Annotated in this window: 13 protein-coding genes; 9 read left to right on the forward strand and 4 right to left on the reverse strand. The window is 36.6% G+C overall.

Annotated elements, in window-relative coordinates:
• Positions 1-31: 31 nt before the first annotated feature.
• From glnE to OZX61_RS01990, 7 genes are all read left to right on the forward strand, one after another.
• Positions 32-2,785, forward strand: coding sequence for a bifunctional [glutamate--ammonia ligase]-adenylyl-L-tyrosine phosphorylase/[glutamate--ammonia-ligase] adenylyltransferase (gene glnE, locus OZX61_RS01960; RefSeq protein ID WP_277095138.1), 2,754 nt, complete (start codon positions 32-34; stop codon positions 2,783-2,785).
• Positions 2,786-2,811: 26 nt separating this feature from the next.
• Positions 2,812-3,738 (forward strand): branched-chain amino acid transaminase, encoded by a 927-nt coding sequence (locus tag OZX61_RS01965; protein WP_195771375.1) that lies wholly within the window; start codon positions 2,812-2,814, stop codon positions 3,736-3,738.
• A 122-nt stretch (positions 3,739-3,860) separates the two neighbouring features.
• The gene (locus tag OZX61_RS01970) at positions 3,861-4,619 is read left to right on the forward strand and encodes a glycosyltransferase (protein ID WP_195771374.1); all 759 of its coding nucleotides are present in this window, start codon (positions 3,861-3,863) and stop codon (positions 4,617-4,619) included.
• The gene (locus OZX61_RS01975; protein ID WP_277095612.1) at positions 4,619-6,247 is read left to right on the forward strand and encodes a glycosyltransferase family 2 protein; all 1,629 of its coding nucleotides are present in this window, start codon (positions 4,619-4,621) and stop codon (positions 6,245-6,247) included. Before OZX61_RS01970 ends, OZX61_RS01975 begins: the two co-directional genes overlap by 1 nt.
• A 6-nt stretch (positions 6,248-6,253) precedes the next feature.
• Positions 6,254-7,063, forward strand: a complete 810-nt coding sequence (locus OZX61_RS01980; RefSeq protein WP_195771373.1) for a glycosyltransferase family 25 protein — start codon at positions 6,254-6,256, stop codon at positions 7,061-7,063.
• A gap of 301 nt (positions 7,064-7,364) precedes the next feature.
• Positions 7,365-8,192 carry a glycosyltransferase gene (locus OZX61_RS01985; RefSeq protein WP_195771372.1) on the forward strand — a complete coding sequence of 276 codons (828 nt, stop codon included), beginning with the start codon at positions 7,365-7,367 and terminating at the stop codon, positions 8,190-8,192.
• A gap of 52 nt (positions 8,193-8,244) precedes the next feature.
• Positions 8,245-9,480: a glycosyltransferase family 1 protein gene (locus tag OZX61_RS01990; RefSeq protein WP_277095139.1), complete on the forward strand. Its 1,236-nt coding sequence runs from the start codon at positions 8,245-8,247 to the stop codon at positions 9,478-9,480.
• A 52-nt stretch (positions 9,481-9,532) separates the two neighbouring features.
• Here the strand turns inward: OZX61_RS01990 and OZX61_RS01995 are convergent, their stop codons facing one another.
• The 4 genes from OZX61_RS01995 to OZX61_RS02010 all read right to left on the reverse strand — a co-directional run bounded on the left by OZX61_RS01995 (position 9,533) and on the right by OZX61_RS02010 (position 13,079).
• Complete coding sequence (locus OZX61_RS01995) at positions 9,533-10,399, reverse strand: lysophospholipid acyltransferase family protein (protein ID WP_277095140.1); 867 nt, start codon at positions 10,397-10,399, stop codon at positions 9,533-9,535.
• Positions 10,400-10,493: 94 nt separating this feature from the next.
• Positions 10,494-10,718, reverse strand: a complete 225-nt coding sequence (locus tag OZX61_RS02000; RefSeq protein ID WP_195771369.1) for a hypothetical protein — start codon at positions 10,716-10,718, stop codon at positions 10,494-10,496.
• A 101-nt stretch (positions 10,719-10,819) separates the two neighbouring features.
• Entirely contained in the window at positions 10,820-12,598 is a 1,779-nt protein-coding gene (gene aspS, locus OZX61_RS02005; RefSeq protein WP_277095141.1) for an aspartate--tRNA ligase, read from the reverse strand.
• A gap of 244 nt (positions 12,599-12,842) precedes the next feature.
• Positions 12,843-13,079 carry a hypothetical protein gene (locus tag OZX61_RS02010; RefSeq protein WP_195771367.1) on the reverse strand — a complete coding sequence of 79 codons (237 nt, stop codon included), beginning with the start codon at positions 13,077-13,079 and terminating at the stop codon, positions 12,843-12,845.
• 429 nt (positions 13,080-13,508) lie between these two features.
• On the opposite strand from OZX61_RS02010, the gene znuD reads away from it, so the two are divergent.
• Positions 13,509-15,563 (forward strand): zinc piracy TonB-dependent receptor ZnuD, encoded by a 2,055-nt coding sequence (gene znuD, locus OZX61_RS02015; RefSeq protein ID WP_277095142.1) that lies wholly within the window; start codon positions 13,509-13,511, stop codon positions 15,561-15,563.
• Positions 15,564-15,636: 73 nt separating this feature from the next.
• Positions 15,637-17,100 (forward strand): phospholipase D-like domain-containing protein, encoded by a 1,464-nt coding sequence (locus OZX61_RS02020; RefSeq protein WP_277095143.1) that lies wholly within the window; start codon positions 15,637-15,639, stop codon positions 17,098-17,100.
• The last annotated feature ends 40 nt before the right edge of the window (positions 17,101-17,140 follow it).

The raw sequence follows: 17,140 nt of genomic DNA on the forward strand, positions 1-17,140 counted from the left end.
TGTATATATTGGACGTGGTACAGGTTAAATCATGAATAGAGAACAACTAGAAAAAACATTAAACGCAAGTGTGTATGCCACTCAAGTGTTTTCTATTTACCGTGAGCAAATTGAAGAAGATTATAAATTAGATAAATACTTAAGCTTACTTTCACAACGTGAAATTGTGCAACTGACGCAAAAGACTCTACAAGATTGTGAAAATGAACAACAGTGGATGAAGCTTTTACGGGTTCTACGTGCAAGATTAATGTTCCGATGGATCTGGCAAGATGTAAATCAATTAACAAATGTTGTTCAACTCACTAAAGAATTGTCTGATTTTGCAGATGTTTGTATTAATGAAGCCAAAGATTTCTCGAAAAAACCTTTATTAGAAAAATATGGTGAACCCATTGGTTGTGATGGGTTAGTGCAAGACCTTATTGTGATTGGTATGGGTAAATTAGGTGCACAAGAGTTAAATCTGTCGAGTGATATAGATCTTATTTTTGCATTTGATGAGCAAGGGGAAACCAATGGCAGAAAAACGATAGATGTTCAACAGTTTTGCATTTTATGGGGGCAAAAACTGATCTATCTTTTAGACCATATTACAGCAGATGGATTTGTTTTTAGAGTAGATATGCGCTTACGACCTTGGGGAGATGGCTCACCTTTGGCAATGAGTTATGCTGGGTTAGAAAAATATTTAATTCAACATGGTCGAGAGTGGGAGCGCTACGCTTGGATTAAAGCAAGAATTATTACAGGTATGGAAAAAGGACAAGAACTTCTTGCGATGACACGTCCTTTTGTTTTCCGTCGTTATGTCGATTATACAGCTTTTTCTGCAATGCGTGACATGAAGAGCATGATAGAGAAGGAAGTGGTACGGCGAAATTTACAAGACGATATTAAGCTTGGGGCAGGTGGTATTCGGGAAATTGAGTTTATTGTACAGGTCTTTCAGCTTATTTATGGCGGAGCTAAACTTGAGCTGCAAGACAGGCAGTGTTTAGTTAATCTTGAGCATCTTGCAGAGGTAGACTTGCTTGCACCTTCTGTTGTAAGAGAGCTTAAAGATGCATACATTTTTTTAAGACGGGTTGAACATGCTATTCAAGCATTAAATGATCAACAAACACAGTCTTTGCCGACTGATGAAGATTTAAAAGCGCGTTTATTGGTAGGGCTCGGCTATAGCAATTGGTGCTTATTTTTATCTGATTTGGATAAAAAGCGTGAAGTCGTTAAAGCACAGTTTAAATTACTCATTCAAGAAAATATTGATGGACAAGTTGTAGAAAAAAATAACGAAGATTTACAGCAACGTCTAAATGTCTATTTAGATGAGCGTGGACAACAATTGGTAGAAGAGTTTTGGTCAAGTAATGCTGTAAAAAAGCTACCAGCACAAGCACTTGAGCGATTAAAAGCATTTTGGCCACCATTTGTTGAACTGATCTTAGAATCCGAATCACCTCAAACTGCACTTTTACGTTTAATGCCACTTGTTGAGTCTGTATTGAGGCGTACAGTCTATCTGGTCATGCTCATTGAGAACAAAGGTGCTCTACAAAGGCTGATTAAGATGGCTGTTGTTAGCCCTTGGATTTGTCAGGAATTAACACAGTATCCTGTATTACTGGATGATTTTTTATCTATGGATTTTGAATTACCTACTCGTCTAGATTTACAAGATGCCATGCGTCATCAACTTTTGCGTGTTGAAGCAGATCAAATTGAAGATCAGATGCGTGTACTACGCTTGTTTAAAAAAAGTCATGTATTAACTGTGGCTGCTAGTGATGTTTTGGCTGAAAGTCCTTTAATGAAAGTTTCAGATGCACTGACAGATATTGCAGAGGTGAGTGTAGAAACTACTTTACATTTGGCATATCGAGCAGTTGCTGACCGATTTGGCTTTCCTATTCTTAAAAGTGGTCAGCGATGTACCTTAGATACTAAGGGTTTCATTGTTATTGGTTATGGCAAGCTCGGTGGTATAGAGTTAGGTTATGGGTCTGATTTAGATTTGGTGTTTATTCATGATTTAGATGAGCAAGCCGATACGGATGGTTTAAAGCAAATTACCAGTTTCGAATTTGCTTTAAAAGTTGCGCAAAAGTTTATGTCACTGATGACCACACAAACTTTAGATGGTCGTGCTTATGAAATTGATACCCGCCTTCGTCCTTCTGGGGAGTCTGGCGTGTTGGTGACCAGTTTACGTGCATATGGTTTGTATCAAGAAAAAAGTGCATGGCTGTGGGAGCATCAAGCATTGGTGCGAGCACGCTCAATAGCGGGCGATGACTGTTTAAGGGAGCAGTTTGAGCAGATTCGTATAGATGTACTCACACAAATACGTGATGTTCAGAGTGTTCAACATGAAGTACTGAAAATGCGTCAGAAGATGAAAGATCATTTAGGTTCAAATGAGACAGAAAAAAAATCAGGTATTTTTCATTTAAAACAGGATGCAGGTGGTATCGTTGATATTGAATTTATGGCACAGTATATGGTGTTGGCATGGAGTGGGACGAAACCTGATCTCGCCCGCTACTCTGACAATGTTCGAATCTTAGAAGATGCTGCAAGACTTGGCACTTTATCCAATGCCGAAGCGCAGGCTTTGATTCAAGCTTACCTGAGTGAACGAGCCGAAAGCCACCGTTTAGCCCTTGCAAATCATAACATGCAAGTCCAAGCAACGGATTGGCAAGACACCCGCGAGATCGTTTGCAAATTGTGGCAAAAACTAATTGATCCAACGGCAGAAAATGTCTTGGACAGTCAATAATAATGTAGAAATTTGGAGTATGCGCCATGAATTTGGCTGATCGTGATGGTTTTATTTGGCAAGATGGAAAATTAATTGATTGGCGTGATGCAAAAATCCACGTCTTAACACATACGTTACACTACAGTATGGGTGTCTTTGAAGGTGTACGTGCTTATGAAACGGCAAAAGGCCCTGCAATTTTTCGTTTAAAAGATCATACTAAGCGCTTACTGAACTCTGCAAAGATTTATCAGATGAAAGTAACTTATGACCAAGCGACGTTGGAACAAGCTCAAATTGATGTAGTACGTGAAAATAAATTAAATTCGTGTTACTTACGTCCATTTATTTGGATTGGTTCTGAAAAGCTAGGTATTGCTTCAACAGATAACTCAATTCATGCTGCAGTTGCTGCATGGGGTTGGGGTGCGTATTTGGGTGAAGAGGCGATGGCACAGGGTATTCGTGTGAAAACATCTTCATTTACACACCATCATCCTAACGTGACAATGTGTAAAGCAAAAGCTTGTGGTAACTATACAGTGTCTATTTTGGCACACCAAGAAGTTGCTCATGCAGGTTACGACGAAGCAATGCTTATGGATCCACAAGGTTTCGTGTGCCAAGGTTCTGGCGAAAATGTATTCCTTATTAAAGATGGTGTACTACATACACCTGATTTAGCGGGTGGTGCACTCGAAGGAATTACACGTCAGACGATTATTACCATTGCTAAAGATCTCGGGTATGAGGTTGTAGAGCGCCGTATTACACGTGACGAATTCTATATTGCAGATGAAGCCTTCTTCACAGGTACTGCGGCAGAAGTAACACCAATTCGTGAGTATGATGATCGTCAAATTGGTGAAGGCAAACGTGGCCCAATCACAACAGAACTGCAAGCAGCATTCTTTGATGCTGTGCAAGGTAAAAATCCAAAGTATGAACATTGGTTAACATATGTAAACTAGTTTGAATCTTTGATAAAAAAGGTGAACGATGAAGTTCGCCTTTTTTTATATCTGCCTTATGGGCTTTATGCTAAAATTGCCCCGTTGTCAGGTCAGTGGCTATGAATAGTAGGTAGCGTAACATGTTAGATTCTCAAAAGTCAGAAGCACAGGATGTGCAAGAAAATATTATTTTGTGTATGAAATGGGGCACAAAATATGGTGCTGAATATGTGAATCGTTTATATAACATGGTCAAACGCCATTTAACGTTGCCATTTAAGATGGTTTGTCTCACGGATATTTCTGAAGGAATTACGCCAGAAGTAGAGTGTTATCCAATTCCACCTTTAGATTTACCTGAAGGTAGCCCTGAACGTGGTTGGAATAAACTGTCTACATTTGAACCCGATTTATATGGTTTACAAGGAAATGCCTTATTTCTAGATCTAGATGTAGTCATTGTTGATAATATCGATTGTTTTTTCCAACAAGAAGGTGATTTTTTAATTATTCATGACTGGAAAAGACCTTGGCGTATTACAGGAAATAGTTCGGTATATCGCTTTAAAATTGGAGCATTTCCAGAAGTACTTCCTTATTTTAGAAAAAACTTTGATGACATTAGACAAAAGTTTCGTAATGAGCAAGCTTATCTCTCGTGGTTTATTGACCAACATGGCACATTAACGTATTGGCCAGACAGTTGGTGTAAAAGTTATAAATATCATTGCTTACATAAAATTCCCTTTGCTTATTTTAAGCCACCTATTAAACCCGCTGGTGTAAAAGTGATTATTTTCCATGGTGAAATTAATCCACCGGATGCGATTAATGGGACAGGTGGAAAATGGTACCGCTATGTCTTGCCATCAGATTGGATTAAAGACGCGTGGCAGTAATGATGACTTCAGGAACTGCAATTAATCAGCAACCTAGACCATACCGTTTAAGTGTGGTTATGATTGTGAAGAATGAGGCTAAAAATTTAGAAAAAAGTTTACCTGCACTGCATGGTTGGATTGATGAGTTGATTGTGCTTGACTCTGGCAGTACGGATCATGGGCAAACCTTGGTTCAACAAGCAGGTGGACAATGGCATCGCAATACCAATTGGCCAGGTTTTGGTAAGCAACGTCAGATAGCACAGCAATATGCAACTGGAGATTGGATTCTTGCATTAGATGCTGATGAAGAAATTACTCCTCATCTGCGAGATAGTATTCTAGAAGTCATTAAAAATCCGCCTGAACAGGTGGTGTATGGTATTAAACGCATAGATTGTATTTTTGGGCATAAGATAGATAATCCATACTGGCCAGTAAAAGCACATTGGCGTTTGTACCCTAAAAATTATCAGTATAACGATAATCTTGTGCATGAATCTGTCGATTTAAATCATGCAACATGTAAAAAATTAGACGGTTTTTTATTACACCATACCGCCGATACGCCATTATTTTGGTTAGATAAAAGACTTTCTTATGCAAAAGCATGGGCGGAGGATCGTTTTCCAAAAGGAAAAAGAGTATCTGTTTCATCGATCTTTTTGCGTTCTTCTTGGGCTTTTTTTAAACAGTATATTGTCGATGGTCGCTTCTTAATGGGTAAGTATGGCCTGTTTTATGCAGCTTTATTTGCTCAATATACATTTAATAAATACGCGATTTTATATGATCTTGCCGAAAATAAAGCAGAGCAAACCTTTAAAAAATCGCTTTTAGAAACTGAAAAACAAACGGTTTTAGTACCAGAAAATAAACGATCTACTGTATCTTTAGTCATGATTGTAAAGAATGAGGCACGGCATCTTGCTGCTTGCCTAGATACAGTGAAAGATTTAGTCGATGAGATTGTTTTACTTGATTCTGGAAGTACAGATTTAACGAGAGAAATTGCAATACGTTATGGTGCAAAATGGCACATAAATACCCATTGGCAAGGTTTTGGTAAGCAACGTCAAATAGCGCAATCCTATGCGACGTCTGATTATATTTTGGTACTAGATGCAGATGAACGTTTAGATCATACATTAAGAGCATCAATTTTAAATATTCTTCAACAACCTGTAAAAACCGATGTCGTATATGCATTCAATCGACGCGACTATTTTTGTGGCAGGGTTGTTCGTCAAGGTTATTTTGATGCTTATGATCGTTTATATGCAAGACAATCGTTTGATTTTAGTGATGCAGAAGTACATGAGTCCTTAGACCGCAAAGCAATACGGAGAGAAATACTCCAAGGTGTGCTCTATCATCATACAAATGATAGCCTTTTTCATTTTTTATACAAGAATATTCAGTATAGTCATCAATGGGCACAGCAAAATGCACTTAAAAAGAAATCTATATGGTTGATAAGTGCATTTTTAAGAGCATTTGTTTCATTTATCCGAGAGTATGTTCTGCGTTCAGCATGGCGTACCAAAGGTTATGGGCTTATTTTTGCGATTGCGACAATGGGGTATACATTAGATAAATATCTAATGTTATGGCACGAACAAAATGATAGAGATATCTCGGAGTAAGTTTCATTGAATGTTTTCATTATTAATTTAGAGCAATGTACTGATCGTTTGAAGCAACAAGAAACACAGTTCAAAAAGCTTGGATTAACATTTGAAAGACTACCTGCTGTTTCTATTGAGGAAATATCAACAAAGGACTATGAGCGTTTGGCTTTTAATGGCCAACGTCCAATGAAACAGTCAGAACTAGCTTGCTTTCTCAGTCATAAGAAGGCATGGACGGCTGTTATTGAAGCAAATGCACCTTGTTTAATTCTAGAAGATGATGCTGTTTTAGTCAGAGATTTAAAAAATATTCTTCATGATGTCGCAACACTTAAAAATATTGATGTTGTAAATTTAGAGGTGCATGGACGAAAAAAAATGATTTCCAAACAGTGTGTTGCAACGGTAGCACAGAATTATCATTTATTTGAGTTGTACCAAGACCGTAGTGGAGCGGCAGCTTATATTTTATTTCCATCTGGTGCGAATAAGTTACTTAAACGTTTAGAGCATACTTATCCTAAACTAGCAGATGAGTTTATATGGAATTGTTATAGTTTAATTGGCTATCAGATAGAGCCTGCTGCAGCATTACAAAGTGATAAAGCAGAGATGTATCAGGTAAAAGTGCCTGCAATGCACAGTTCAGTGATTGGTTTTATAAAGAACAATCATGAAAATAATGCGCTTACTTCATCTATTGCAAAAATAAAGTATAAAAAAAATAGAGTGGTGCAGCAATTGTCTTTAGGTGTCCATCAAATTAAAGGAATTTTTAAATTTACACGTCGAGAAATTCAACTCGACAATCGTCGATTTAACTTAGATTGATTCATGGGGTTTAAATGATTTTAGGTAGCATGGTAATGATTTTGCAGATTGGGAACAGATGTAATGAATATACAGTAGTTAAGTTTTCAAAGAAAAATGACTTTTTCAGCTGTTGAATGTTAAACAACTGAAACGGCGTATCTTGAGTTGACCTGAGTTGCTTCGTGTTATTGGCGATTCAGCATGCCTTATTCATCTTTAAACCCTATAGCAAATGCCAGTCATAGGTCTAAGATATATTACTATTTTTGAAGATGATATTATTCATTTTGATGATAGCTTGTACGGAAGAAAGTAATCGATGGTTATTCCTAAAATCATTCACCAAACGTATAGAAGTGAAGCACTTCCACCAGAAATTCTTGAAATTGTGGAAGGTCTTAAAAGCTTAAATCCAGATTGGGAATATCGATTTTATACAGATGAAGATATTTTAGAATATATTCGAAAAAACTTTGATGAGAAAGTCTTAACTGCATATCTAAAAATTAATCCGATTTATGGTGCTGCTAAAGCAGATTTATTTAGATACTTAGTGCTGTATAAAGAAGGTGGTGTGTATTTAGATATTAAAAGTACCTGTATTTATCCATTAAGTGATGTCATTCAATCAGATGACCAATTTATTGTTACTCAATGGCAGAATGAACCTGGCCAGAAAGATGAAGGTGCAGGATTATTTCGTTGCTTAAGAGAAAATCTAAACATAGCTCATGGAGAGTATCAGCAGTGGTTTATTATCGCTGAAAAAAATTCTCCTATAATGAAGCATGTTGTAGATACAGTTGTAGACAATATTTTGAGTTATCGTGCTTGGAATTATCGATTTCATTGCTATGGAAAAAGGGGGGTCTTATTCGTAACGGGCCCTGTGGCTTATACGAAAGCAATTTATGAAATCAAAAATCAGCATGCTATTCGATTTGAACGTTACGATAAAGATCTTGGCTTTGTATATAATGCATTAAAAAATAAATCGCATACCAAAGTATTAACAAGTCATTATGCAAACTATAAAAGACCTGTAATTGATCAGGGAACTACAATTAATTTTATTTCTTTTTTCTATATTTTTGGTGTTCGCTTAGTTAAAAATACATTAAAAGCGATGGGGAAAATGAAGAACTAGATGATTCTAGTCCGAGAAATATAAAATTGTAGATGATTATAGGTGTAAAGTAATGCTTTGGGTAAATATTTCGAATATTTTAAAAGTTGATAAATTTAGTGGTATTGCGCGTACAGAGTATGAGTTGTGTTCGTATGCGTATCAATTATATCAGCAGAAATATGAAATTAGATTTTGTACGTTTGATGATTGTTTGGGTTTTATTGAGATTGAGAGCCAACAGTTATCTGAGGTTTTACATAATTTGAAACATGATTGTGTAATGAAAAAGAAAAAGATTAAATTTTTACCAAAATTAAAAAGAAGCACTGCAAAACGTTGGAATACATTCAAAGTTCACTTGGGAAAGGTGTGTAATGAGTTTTGCGATGGCGACATAATTATTTCCGTAGGACAAAATTTAACTTCGAGTGAAATGACTGCTTTTGAAAAGATTAAAAGAAAAGTAGATATTCATTTAAGGCTTTTATGTCACGACTTGATTCCAATTAATTATCCAGAGTTTTTTTTAAGTCAAAATACACGACTGTTCTCAAAATATATACATCAAACCTTTAAAGTAGTTGATCATTTTTATTGCAACTCTGAATTTACTAAAAATGAATTAGCCGAGTATCAAGCAAAAGTAGATAATAAAAAGACACCAATGTCAGTAGTGACTTTAGGCTGTGACTTACATATAAAGCAAGTTATGAATAAGAGTAGCGAGCAATTAAAAGATATGGTTAATCAACCTTATGTCTTATTTGTATCTACTATTGAAACTCGAAAAAATCATGATTTAATTTATCAAATGTATTTAAAGCTCTTAGAACAAGGTGTAGAGAATCTACCGAGAGTTTATTTTGTTGGGCGTAGGGGCTGGAAAGTAGAAAAATTACTACACAATTTAGATCATGATTCTCGAATTAAAGATAAAATTTTTATTTTAGATAATGTCTCCGATTCTGATCTTATACAGTTATATCAACATTGTTGGTTTACTTTGTATCCATCTTTTATAGAAGGTTATGGCTTACCTGTCGCTGAAAGTCTATCTTTAGGTAAATTTTGTTTATCTTCAAATACAGGCTCTTTGCTTGAAGTCGGGGGATCATATATAGATTATGCAGACCCACATCATCTAGAACAGTGGATTGAACGATTTAAATTTTTAATAAATCATCCAGATTATATTACTGAAAAAGAAAGAAAAATCTCTAATGAATATCAGCCAGCTTCTTGGGAAAGTTGCTCAAAGGAGATTCTGAGTTCTGAGTTACTCTCTTGTAGAAAAAATGAATCTTGATAAATGATAAAAGGTCTTTGGTGGTTAGTATAAATTAACTGCCAATTGACAATTATTTGTAGACATCAGGAATATCTGGCACATGTCTGAAACGTTTGTAGCCCCACATATAATCGCTTGGTGAACGATTAATCATTTCTTCAATCGCTTCATTCATAGCTGTTGTCGCAATATGAATATCTTTGTTATATAAGTTAGGGTTATCTAATGCATCGCAATACACTTCGAAGCCTTGGCCATCTGGTTTACGAAAACAACTGAGTCCAACAAGGCGACAACCTGTTTTTTGAGCCATTTTACTGGCCAATGTACTTGTAAGTGTATGAATACCAAAAAAAGGAACAATGACACCTCCCGAAGGATGAGGTACATGATCGGGTAAAATGACACTAAAGCCACCTTCTTTTAAGTTTTTAAAGAGTAACTTTACGCCCGTCGCATCTGTTGGCACGAGTTTAGACTGTAGTCCTTCTCTAGAATGAAGTACAAAGTCATTCATGATTTTTTCTTTAATGGGTTTATACATAATGGTGGGCTTTCCATACTGATGTACCCATGCATTCATAATTTCCCATGTGCCTAAGTGAGGTGTAATAATGAGAGCGCCTCTTGGGTCAGCAAGTGCTTGAGTCAGTACATCAAGCTGATGAACCGTAGTCACTTGATTTATACTCCATTGAGGCGGCATTGCCCAACACTTCATAAACTCTGCATAAGACATACATTGTTTAATAACACTTTGCTTGGCAATTTTTTCTCTTTCTTTTTCTTGTAAATGTGGATATACCAATTTTAAGTTAATAAGGACTTTGCGAAGCATACCTTTTTCAGGTGATCGATTTAGCCACCAAGCACATGCTTGAGCAATATTTTGAAGTGCTTTTAGCGGGATGTAGCGAAAAATTTTTAATGGTTGCATCGAAAATAGTCTATCAACAAAAAAGCAAGCTATTCAAATTAAAATAATTTGTATAGTTGCTTTAAAAAATTTGTTTTTAATATATGAAGAGCGATTAGTTCTGATGATTCTCTGCATTTCCTTTTAGTACCATATAAATTAATGATACAAAGATAAGCAAAGCAGCAGATAAACTACTAACACAGAAGTATAAAATGCGTTGATAAGTAGTCATATTAAATAGTTCATTATGAATGATGTAGTTCATAATGCACCACTGTACTATAGAAAACACAATGATGACCAATGCACGACGACGTACTTCTGGGCGCATAGCCATAGAATGAACTCCCTATTAATATATGTCTATATTATGCCATTGTGAAACATGAAGCACAATTAATAAAAAACCCTGCGAAGCAGGGTCTTTTATTTCATTATTTAAGCATCTTTTTTAGGTTGTTCACGTAGGCGAATACCTAAATCACGAAGCTGTGTTGCTTCTACAGGAGCCGGTGCTTCTGTCAGAGGACACTCTGCAGTCTTCGTTTTAGGGAATGCAATAACATCACGAATAGAACTTGCATCTGTCATTAACATCACAAGACGGTCTAAGCCAAATGCTAAACCACCATGCGGAGGTGCACCGAACTTTAATGCATTCAGTAAGAAGCTAAATTTATCTTCTGCTTCTTCATCCGAAATACCAAGCGCTTCAAAAATTGCTTTTTGCATTTCGAGAGTGTGAATACGTAAAGAACCACCACCAATCTCTGTACCATTTAAAACCATATCGTAAGCAACAGATAGAGCTTCACCTGGATTGTTTTTCACATCTTCTACGCTACTTTTTGGCAATGTAAATGGGTGGTGTACAGATGTCCATTTACCATTATCTGTTTCTTCAAACATTGGGAAGTCAACAACCCAAAGCGGTGCCCATTCACATGTTTTAAGGTTTAAATCATGACCAATTTTAACACGTAAAGCACCCATTGCATCATTTACAACTTTCGCTTTGTCTGCACCAAAGAAGACAATGTCTCCATTTTCTGCGCCAACGCGTTCTAAAAGTTGCATAACAATAGGTTCGATAAACTTCACAATTGGTGATTGAAGCCCTTCAATGCCTTTTTCAATTTCATTGACTTTAATATACGCAAGGCCTTTAGCACCATAAATTCCAACGAATTTTGTATATTCGTCGATTTGGCTGCGTGTAAGTGAGCTTGCATTTGGTACGCGTAAAGCTGCAATACGACCTTTTGGATCTTTTGCAGGTCCAGCAAATACCTTGAACTCGACTTCTTGCATTAAGTCTGCAACATCAACCAGTTTTAATGGAATACGTAAGTCTGGTTTATCTGATGCATAGTCGCGCATTGCTTCGCTGTATGGCATACGTTGGAATTTACCAAATTCGACATTGAGTAAATCTTTAAACATTTTTACAGTCATGCCTTCCATCAAATCCATAATTTCATCATCATTTAAAAATGATGTTTCAACATCGATTTGAGTAAACTCTGGTTGGCGGTCTGCACGTAAGTCTTCATCACGGAAACATTTAGCAATTTGATAGTAGCGGTCTATACCACCAACCATAAGTAATTGCTTAAAGAGTTGCGGTGACTGTGGTAAAGCATAGAAGCTACCGTTAGATACACGACTTGGTACAAGATAGTCACGTGCACCTTCAGGTGTTGCTTTGGTTAAAATTGGAGTTTCAACATCTAAGAAACCGTGACCATCTAAATAGTTACGAATAAGGTTTGTTACTTTAGAGCGGAAACGTAAACGCTCAAGCATCTCAGGACGACGAATATCTAAGAAACGATATTTTAAGCGAACATCTTCAGAAACAGTGATGTTTTCGTCATTAAGTGGAAATGGTGGTGTTTCAGAAGCAGATAATACTTCAATGTCTTTACCGAGCACTTCAATTTGGCCACTTACCATATTGGCATTTTCTGTGCCTTCATAGCGACGGCGGACACGACCTGTAATTTTTAATACAAATTCTGAACGTACTTTATCTGCAGTAGCAAATGCTTCAGGCGTGTCAGGGTCGATAACCACTTGTACAAGACCATCGCGGTCTCGCATATCAAGAAAGATGACACCGCCATGATCGCGGCGACGGTGTACCCAACCGCATAATGTAACTGTTTGATCAATTTGGGCTTCTGTGAGTGAGCCGCAGTAGTGAGTTCGCATCATGGCGTACTTAGTCCAACTTCTATTATTTAAAACTTGTGAAAATTATTTAAGTAAGTGTTTACTTACTACTTAGAAACACTCAATTATGCCCACTTCATGGCTTAGGCTCAAGGGGGTAGGGAAAAAACCTCATGAAACCTTGTGTGGAGTATAGATATTTCAGGCTTTAAACAACGATTTAGAGTGTGAAAACAGATGCTATATTATAATTTTTGCTCTCCGTTCATTTTTTGATGTTATAAGATTATGAACTAGAGACAATAAGTTTTGTTTTCCATGAGTATTTTTTCCATGCCCATAGTTTACCTAACTTACCATCTACATATACTTTAGTGTCGAGATGTGCTTCTTTCGGATTCAAATTGGTGGGTTTTTTTTCAGAAAATACAAATAAAAACTCTCCGCCAATAGCTTGTATATAGGCGACGTCTTCAGTCACAAATGTGGGGTTTGTACTTAAGGTAATTGCAGTTGTTTTCATATCATCACCGTGTCCTTGATCTATTTCTATCGTTTGTTTTAGACATCTTAGCGTTTCTTATATTCATATTTTTACAATTAAATAGTAGTTCAACACAAGAAGTTACTGAACGTTTTTTGTGGTGAAATTTAAAATTTCATTGATTTTTTAAATAAAAAAGATTTTTTATGTGATTTATATAGCATTTTATATTGATATTGAAACTTAATTTACGTTTTTTTATTTCTCTTTTTTAAAAATTATATGCCATCTATTTTAATTTGAACAATAATTTATACAAATGAGAATCTTCGACTTAATGGTCATAAGTTATTGGCTTTAAAATAGATTATTTTTTTATAAAACGTATAAAAAACAATAACTTTAGAAAAATCTTGTAAATTAATAAATATGTTATAACATAACTATAATTAAAATTGGGCCTGAATTATGTATATTAAACAGCATTTATTTGTATTGTCTTTACTTTCTGTTGCCATGCAGAGTGCTTTTGCTGAACAAGTGGCAGATTCATCAGTGGTAGATCGTTTATCTCCAATCGAATTAAAAGCAGATAAAACGCCAAGTTCTCTGTTGGATACAACAGCAGGTGATCATGTTTTACAACAAAAGCAGTTGATCGAAGGTGCAACCACCATTGGGAATGCGCTCAATGGTCAGTCAGGGGTATATGCTGCTCAATATACTGGAGGTGTAAGTAGACCTGTTATTCGTGGTTTAGATGGGGCACGTGTCAAAATCACTGAAAATGGTGGAGATGCGCTAGATGTTTCTTCTGTGTCTCCAGATCATGCTGTCACTGTAGATCCAAACTCTGCACAAGAGATTCAAATTTTGAAAGGCCCTGAGGCATTATTGTATGGCGCGGGATCTGTAGGTGGTTTAATTAATGTGGTCGATAATAAGATTCCTACACAAATGCCTGAAAAAGGTTATGAAGGGCGCATAGGTGCACGCTACAACACAGCAAGTGATGAGATGCTATATTCGGGCAATGCAACGATTGGGTTAGGCGATCAGGTTGCATTGCGTATAGGTGGTCTAAATCGTGATGCCAACAATTATATTCTTCCTCAAGATTTGCAAACATTGGATCGTCGTCAAGACAGTACATTTGCAAAATCGCATGATTATAACGTGGGGCTTTCTTGGATTTATGACCGTGGTTTTACAGGCATATCCTATAGCGAAAGGCATGATCGCTATGGTATTCCTGGTGATAATGCAGCCTATGGTGCATGTGAAATTAATAATACTAAAACAGGATTTACCGCAGACTCTTGTGGACATGCTCAAGAGGAAGATGATAGCGCATTATCATGGATTAATTTAAAAGAAAAACGCTATGCGATAAAGTCAGAGTTGAACGATCCTTTTGCAGGTTTTTCAAAATTAGCCGGACAAGTCAACTATACAGACTATCAGCATCAAGAAATGGATGGTGATACACCAGATACGACCTTTAAAAGTCGTGGTACCGATGCGCGTATTACATTAGATAATGAGGCATGGGCAGGCTGGAAAGGTCAGTTTGGTACACAATATACGCAACAAAAGCTGACCATTGGGGGCGATGAGGCGTTAATGGATCCGACAACCACCCAAAAATATAGTTTATTTGCTTTACAACAAAAACAGTGGAATCAACTTCATTTTCAAGTGTCTTCACGTATCGATCACCAAAAGATTGATGTGAAACGTGCAAATATTAATCCTGATGCGAAAAATTTTGAAGGTACTGCTTATTCTATTGCCGGTTCTACGGATTGGGAGTTTGTTCCAAACTATAAGCTGTCTTTAACAGCTTCACATCAAGAACGTTTGCCTATGGCACAAGAGTTATACTCAAATGGTAAGCACATGGCAACAAATACTTATGAGCTAGGCAATGACCATTTAGATACAGAAAAATCAAATAATCTTGAATTGGGCTTTCACTTTGACAATGATCGTTTGAAATATAATGTGAGTGTATTCCACAATTGGTTTGATAACTTTATTTATGCCAATACTTTAGATCGCTATCAAGATTTCCGTTTAATTCAATATACACAGTCTGAGGCACGTTTTTATGGTGTAGATGGAGATATTTCTTATATGCTTTCACCACGTTATACGGTTGGCTTATTTGGAGACTATGTACGTGGCAAATTAGAAGATGCAGGTAATGCACCACGTATACCAGGTGGTCGCTTGGGTGCACGAGTAAATGCAGACTTTGGCAATGGATATACAGGTTCAGCAGAGTATTATCATGTATTTAAACAAGATGATATTGCAAGTTATGAAACAGATGGACAGAGTTATAATATGTTGAATTTAGGCTTTGCCTACAGTGGCGTACTCCCAAAAAATATGGGATATCGTATATATACCAAAGCGAATAATTTATTAGATAGTAAAGTTTATCAACATGAGTCATTCATTGCGAATGTGCCACAAATTGGGCGAAACTTTACAGTAGGTGTGGATTTTAATTTTTAAAATTTCACTAAAATAAGCTTGAAAAAGTTGTTCAGAAAACCTAGCCTAAAAACATAGGGTTAGGTTTTTTAATATGCGTATTTTTCAAAGAATTCATCATAAATTAAATTGGTCAAAAAAACAGTATACGTGTTTGATTGCTGGCGTTTTATTGGTGGGCTATGCTTCATCTGCAATTTATCATACAGTAAAGCCTATACCAGTAGGGCTAGACTATGCAGGTCCGTTGCACTATACAGATGCACAATTTTTGTCTGATCAGACTTATTTAAATGCTCAAGGGCAACAAGAACAGCATCATCAAATCTTTGATGAAATGCTAAAAATGATTAATGAAGCCAAAACGACCATTGTGTTGGATATGTTCTTACTTAATGATGAGGTTGGGGAGTCTAAGCAGAAACAACGTGCTTTAACGAAAGAGCTTGCTGAAGCTTTAATTCGCAAGCGTGCTTTGCAACCGAATATTTCAATTACTGTACTTACTGATCCTATTAACTCTATGTATGGTGGCTTTGCACCTGAGCAATATGTGAAATTACGCCGTGTTGGTGTGGATCTCATTGAAACAAACTTAACGCCTTTAAGAGCATCTAATCCAGCATGGTCTGGTTTGTGGTACTTGTGCTGTCAGAATTTAGGCAATAATAATCAAAGAGGTTGGTTAGCAAATCCTTTTGGCGACGAAAAAGTTACAATACGCAGTTATTTAAACTTGTTAAATTTTAAAGCGAACCATCGCAAGACTCTGGTCGTAGATACGCCCCGTGGATGGCAGGCTTTAGTAACATCGCAAAATATTCATGCGGGTAGTTCTAGACATGACAATGCTGCTTTGGTCGTTACTGGTGCAGCGGCTGTAGATGTATTAAATACTGAACAGCCAGTCGCTCAAATGTCTGGTGGTACTTTACCTACAGTACTTATGGGGGGTGAAGAAGCTAATCCTCAATTACCTCAGGTACAGGTGTTAACCGAAGAGGCAATTTATCGTGCTGTTTTGAAACTTATTCAAGGCACTCAGCGTGGTGAAACCCTTCAAATGGCAATGTTCTATTTATCTGAGCGTCAAATTATTGAAGCATTAAAAGCAGCACAGGAACGTGGTGTTCACTTAAATATTCTATTAGATCCGAATAAAGATGCTTTTGGTCATCAGAAAGTTGGAATGCCAAATCGTCAGGTGGCAATGGAACTTCATGAGGCAGGTGTTCCTGTACGTTGGTGTGATACTCATGGTGAACAATGTCATAGTAAACTGGTAATTAAGCGTGGCAATGCAGAGAGTGAAATGTTGTTAGGTTCTGCAAATTTAACAGCACGTAATTTAAAAAATTATAATTTAGAAACTGACTTACGAGTAATTGGTTCAAACCAGTTGCAGGTATTTAAAGATGCTGAAAGTTATTTTAATACATCGTGGTCAAATTTGAATGGTCAGCAAATGAGTGTGAATTACGAAAAGTATGAAGATTCATCGAAAATGAGATACTGGTTATATCGCTTCTTGGAGTGGTCAGGTATTTCTACATTTTAATGGGTAGAAAAAGCGGTATTTACCGCTTTTTCTATATTGA

Origin of the sequence: Acinetobacter sp. ESL0695, assembly GCF_029392135.1 — a bacterium.
GTDB classification, from domain to species: domain Bacteria; phylum Pseudomonadota; class Gammaproteobacteria; order Pseudomonadales; family Moraxellaceae; genus Acinetobacter; species Acinetobacter pollinis.

Coding starts and splice junctions, on each gene's coding strand:
- aspS (WP_277095141.1), bottom strand. CDS start 12,598: ATGATGCGAACTCACTACTGCGGCTCACTCACAGAAGCCCAAATTGAT.
- OZX61_RS01990 (WP_277095139.1), top strand. CDS start 8,245: ATGCTTTGGGTAAATATTTCGAATATTTTAAAAGTTGATAAATTTAGT.
- znuD (WP_277095142.1), top strand. CDS start 13,509: ATGTATATTAAACAGCATTTATTTGTATTGTCTTTACTTTCTGTTGCC.
- glnE (WP_277095138.1), top strand. CDS start 32: ATGAATAGAGAACAACTAGAAAAAACATTAAACGCAAGTGTGTATGCC.
- OZX61_RS01975 (WP_277095612.1), top strand. CDS start 4,619: ATGATGACTTCAGGAACTGCAATTAATCAGCAACCTAGACCATACCGT.
- OZX61_RS01995 (WP_277095140.1), bottom strand. CDS start 10,399: ATGCAACCATTAAAAATTTTTCGCTACATCCCGCTAAAAGCACTTCAA.
- OZX61_RS01985 (WP_195771372.1), top strand. CDS start 7,365: ATGGTTATTCCTAAAATCATTCACCAAACGTATAGAAGTGAAGCACTT.
- OZX61_RS02020 (WP_277095143.1), top strand. CDS start 15,637: ATGCGTATTTTTCAAAGAATTCATCATAAATTAAATTGGTCAAAAAAA.
- OZX61_RS01970 (WP_195771374.1), top strand. CDS start 3,861: ATGTTAGATTCTCAAAAGTCAGAAGCACAGGATGTGCAAGAAAATATT.
- OZX61_RS01965 (WP_195771375.1), top strand. CDS start 2,812: ATGAATTTGGCTGATCGTGATGGTTTTATTTGGCAAGATGGAAAATTA.
- OZX61_RS02010 (WP_195771367.1), bottom strand. CDS start 13,079: ATGAAAACAACTGCAATTACCTTAAGTACAAACCCCACATTTGTGACT.
- OZX61_RS02000 (WP_195771369.1), bottom strand. CDS start 10,718: ATGGCTATGCGCCCAGAAGTACGTCGTCGTGCATTGGTCATCATTGTG.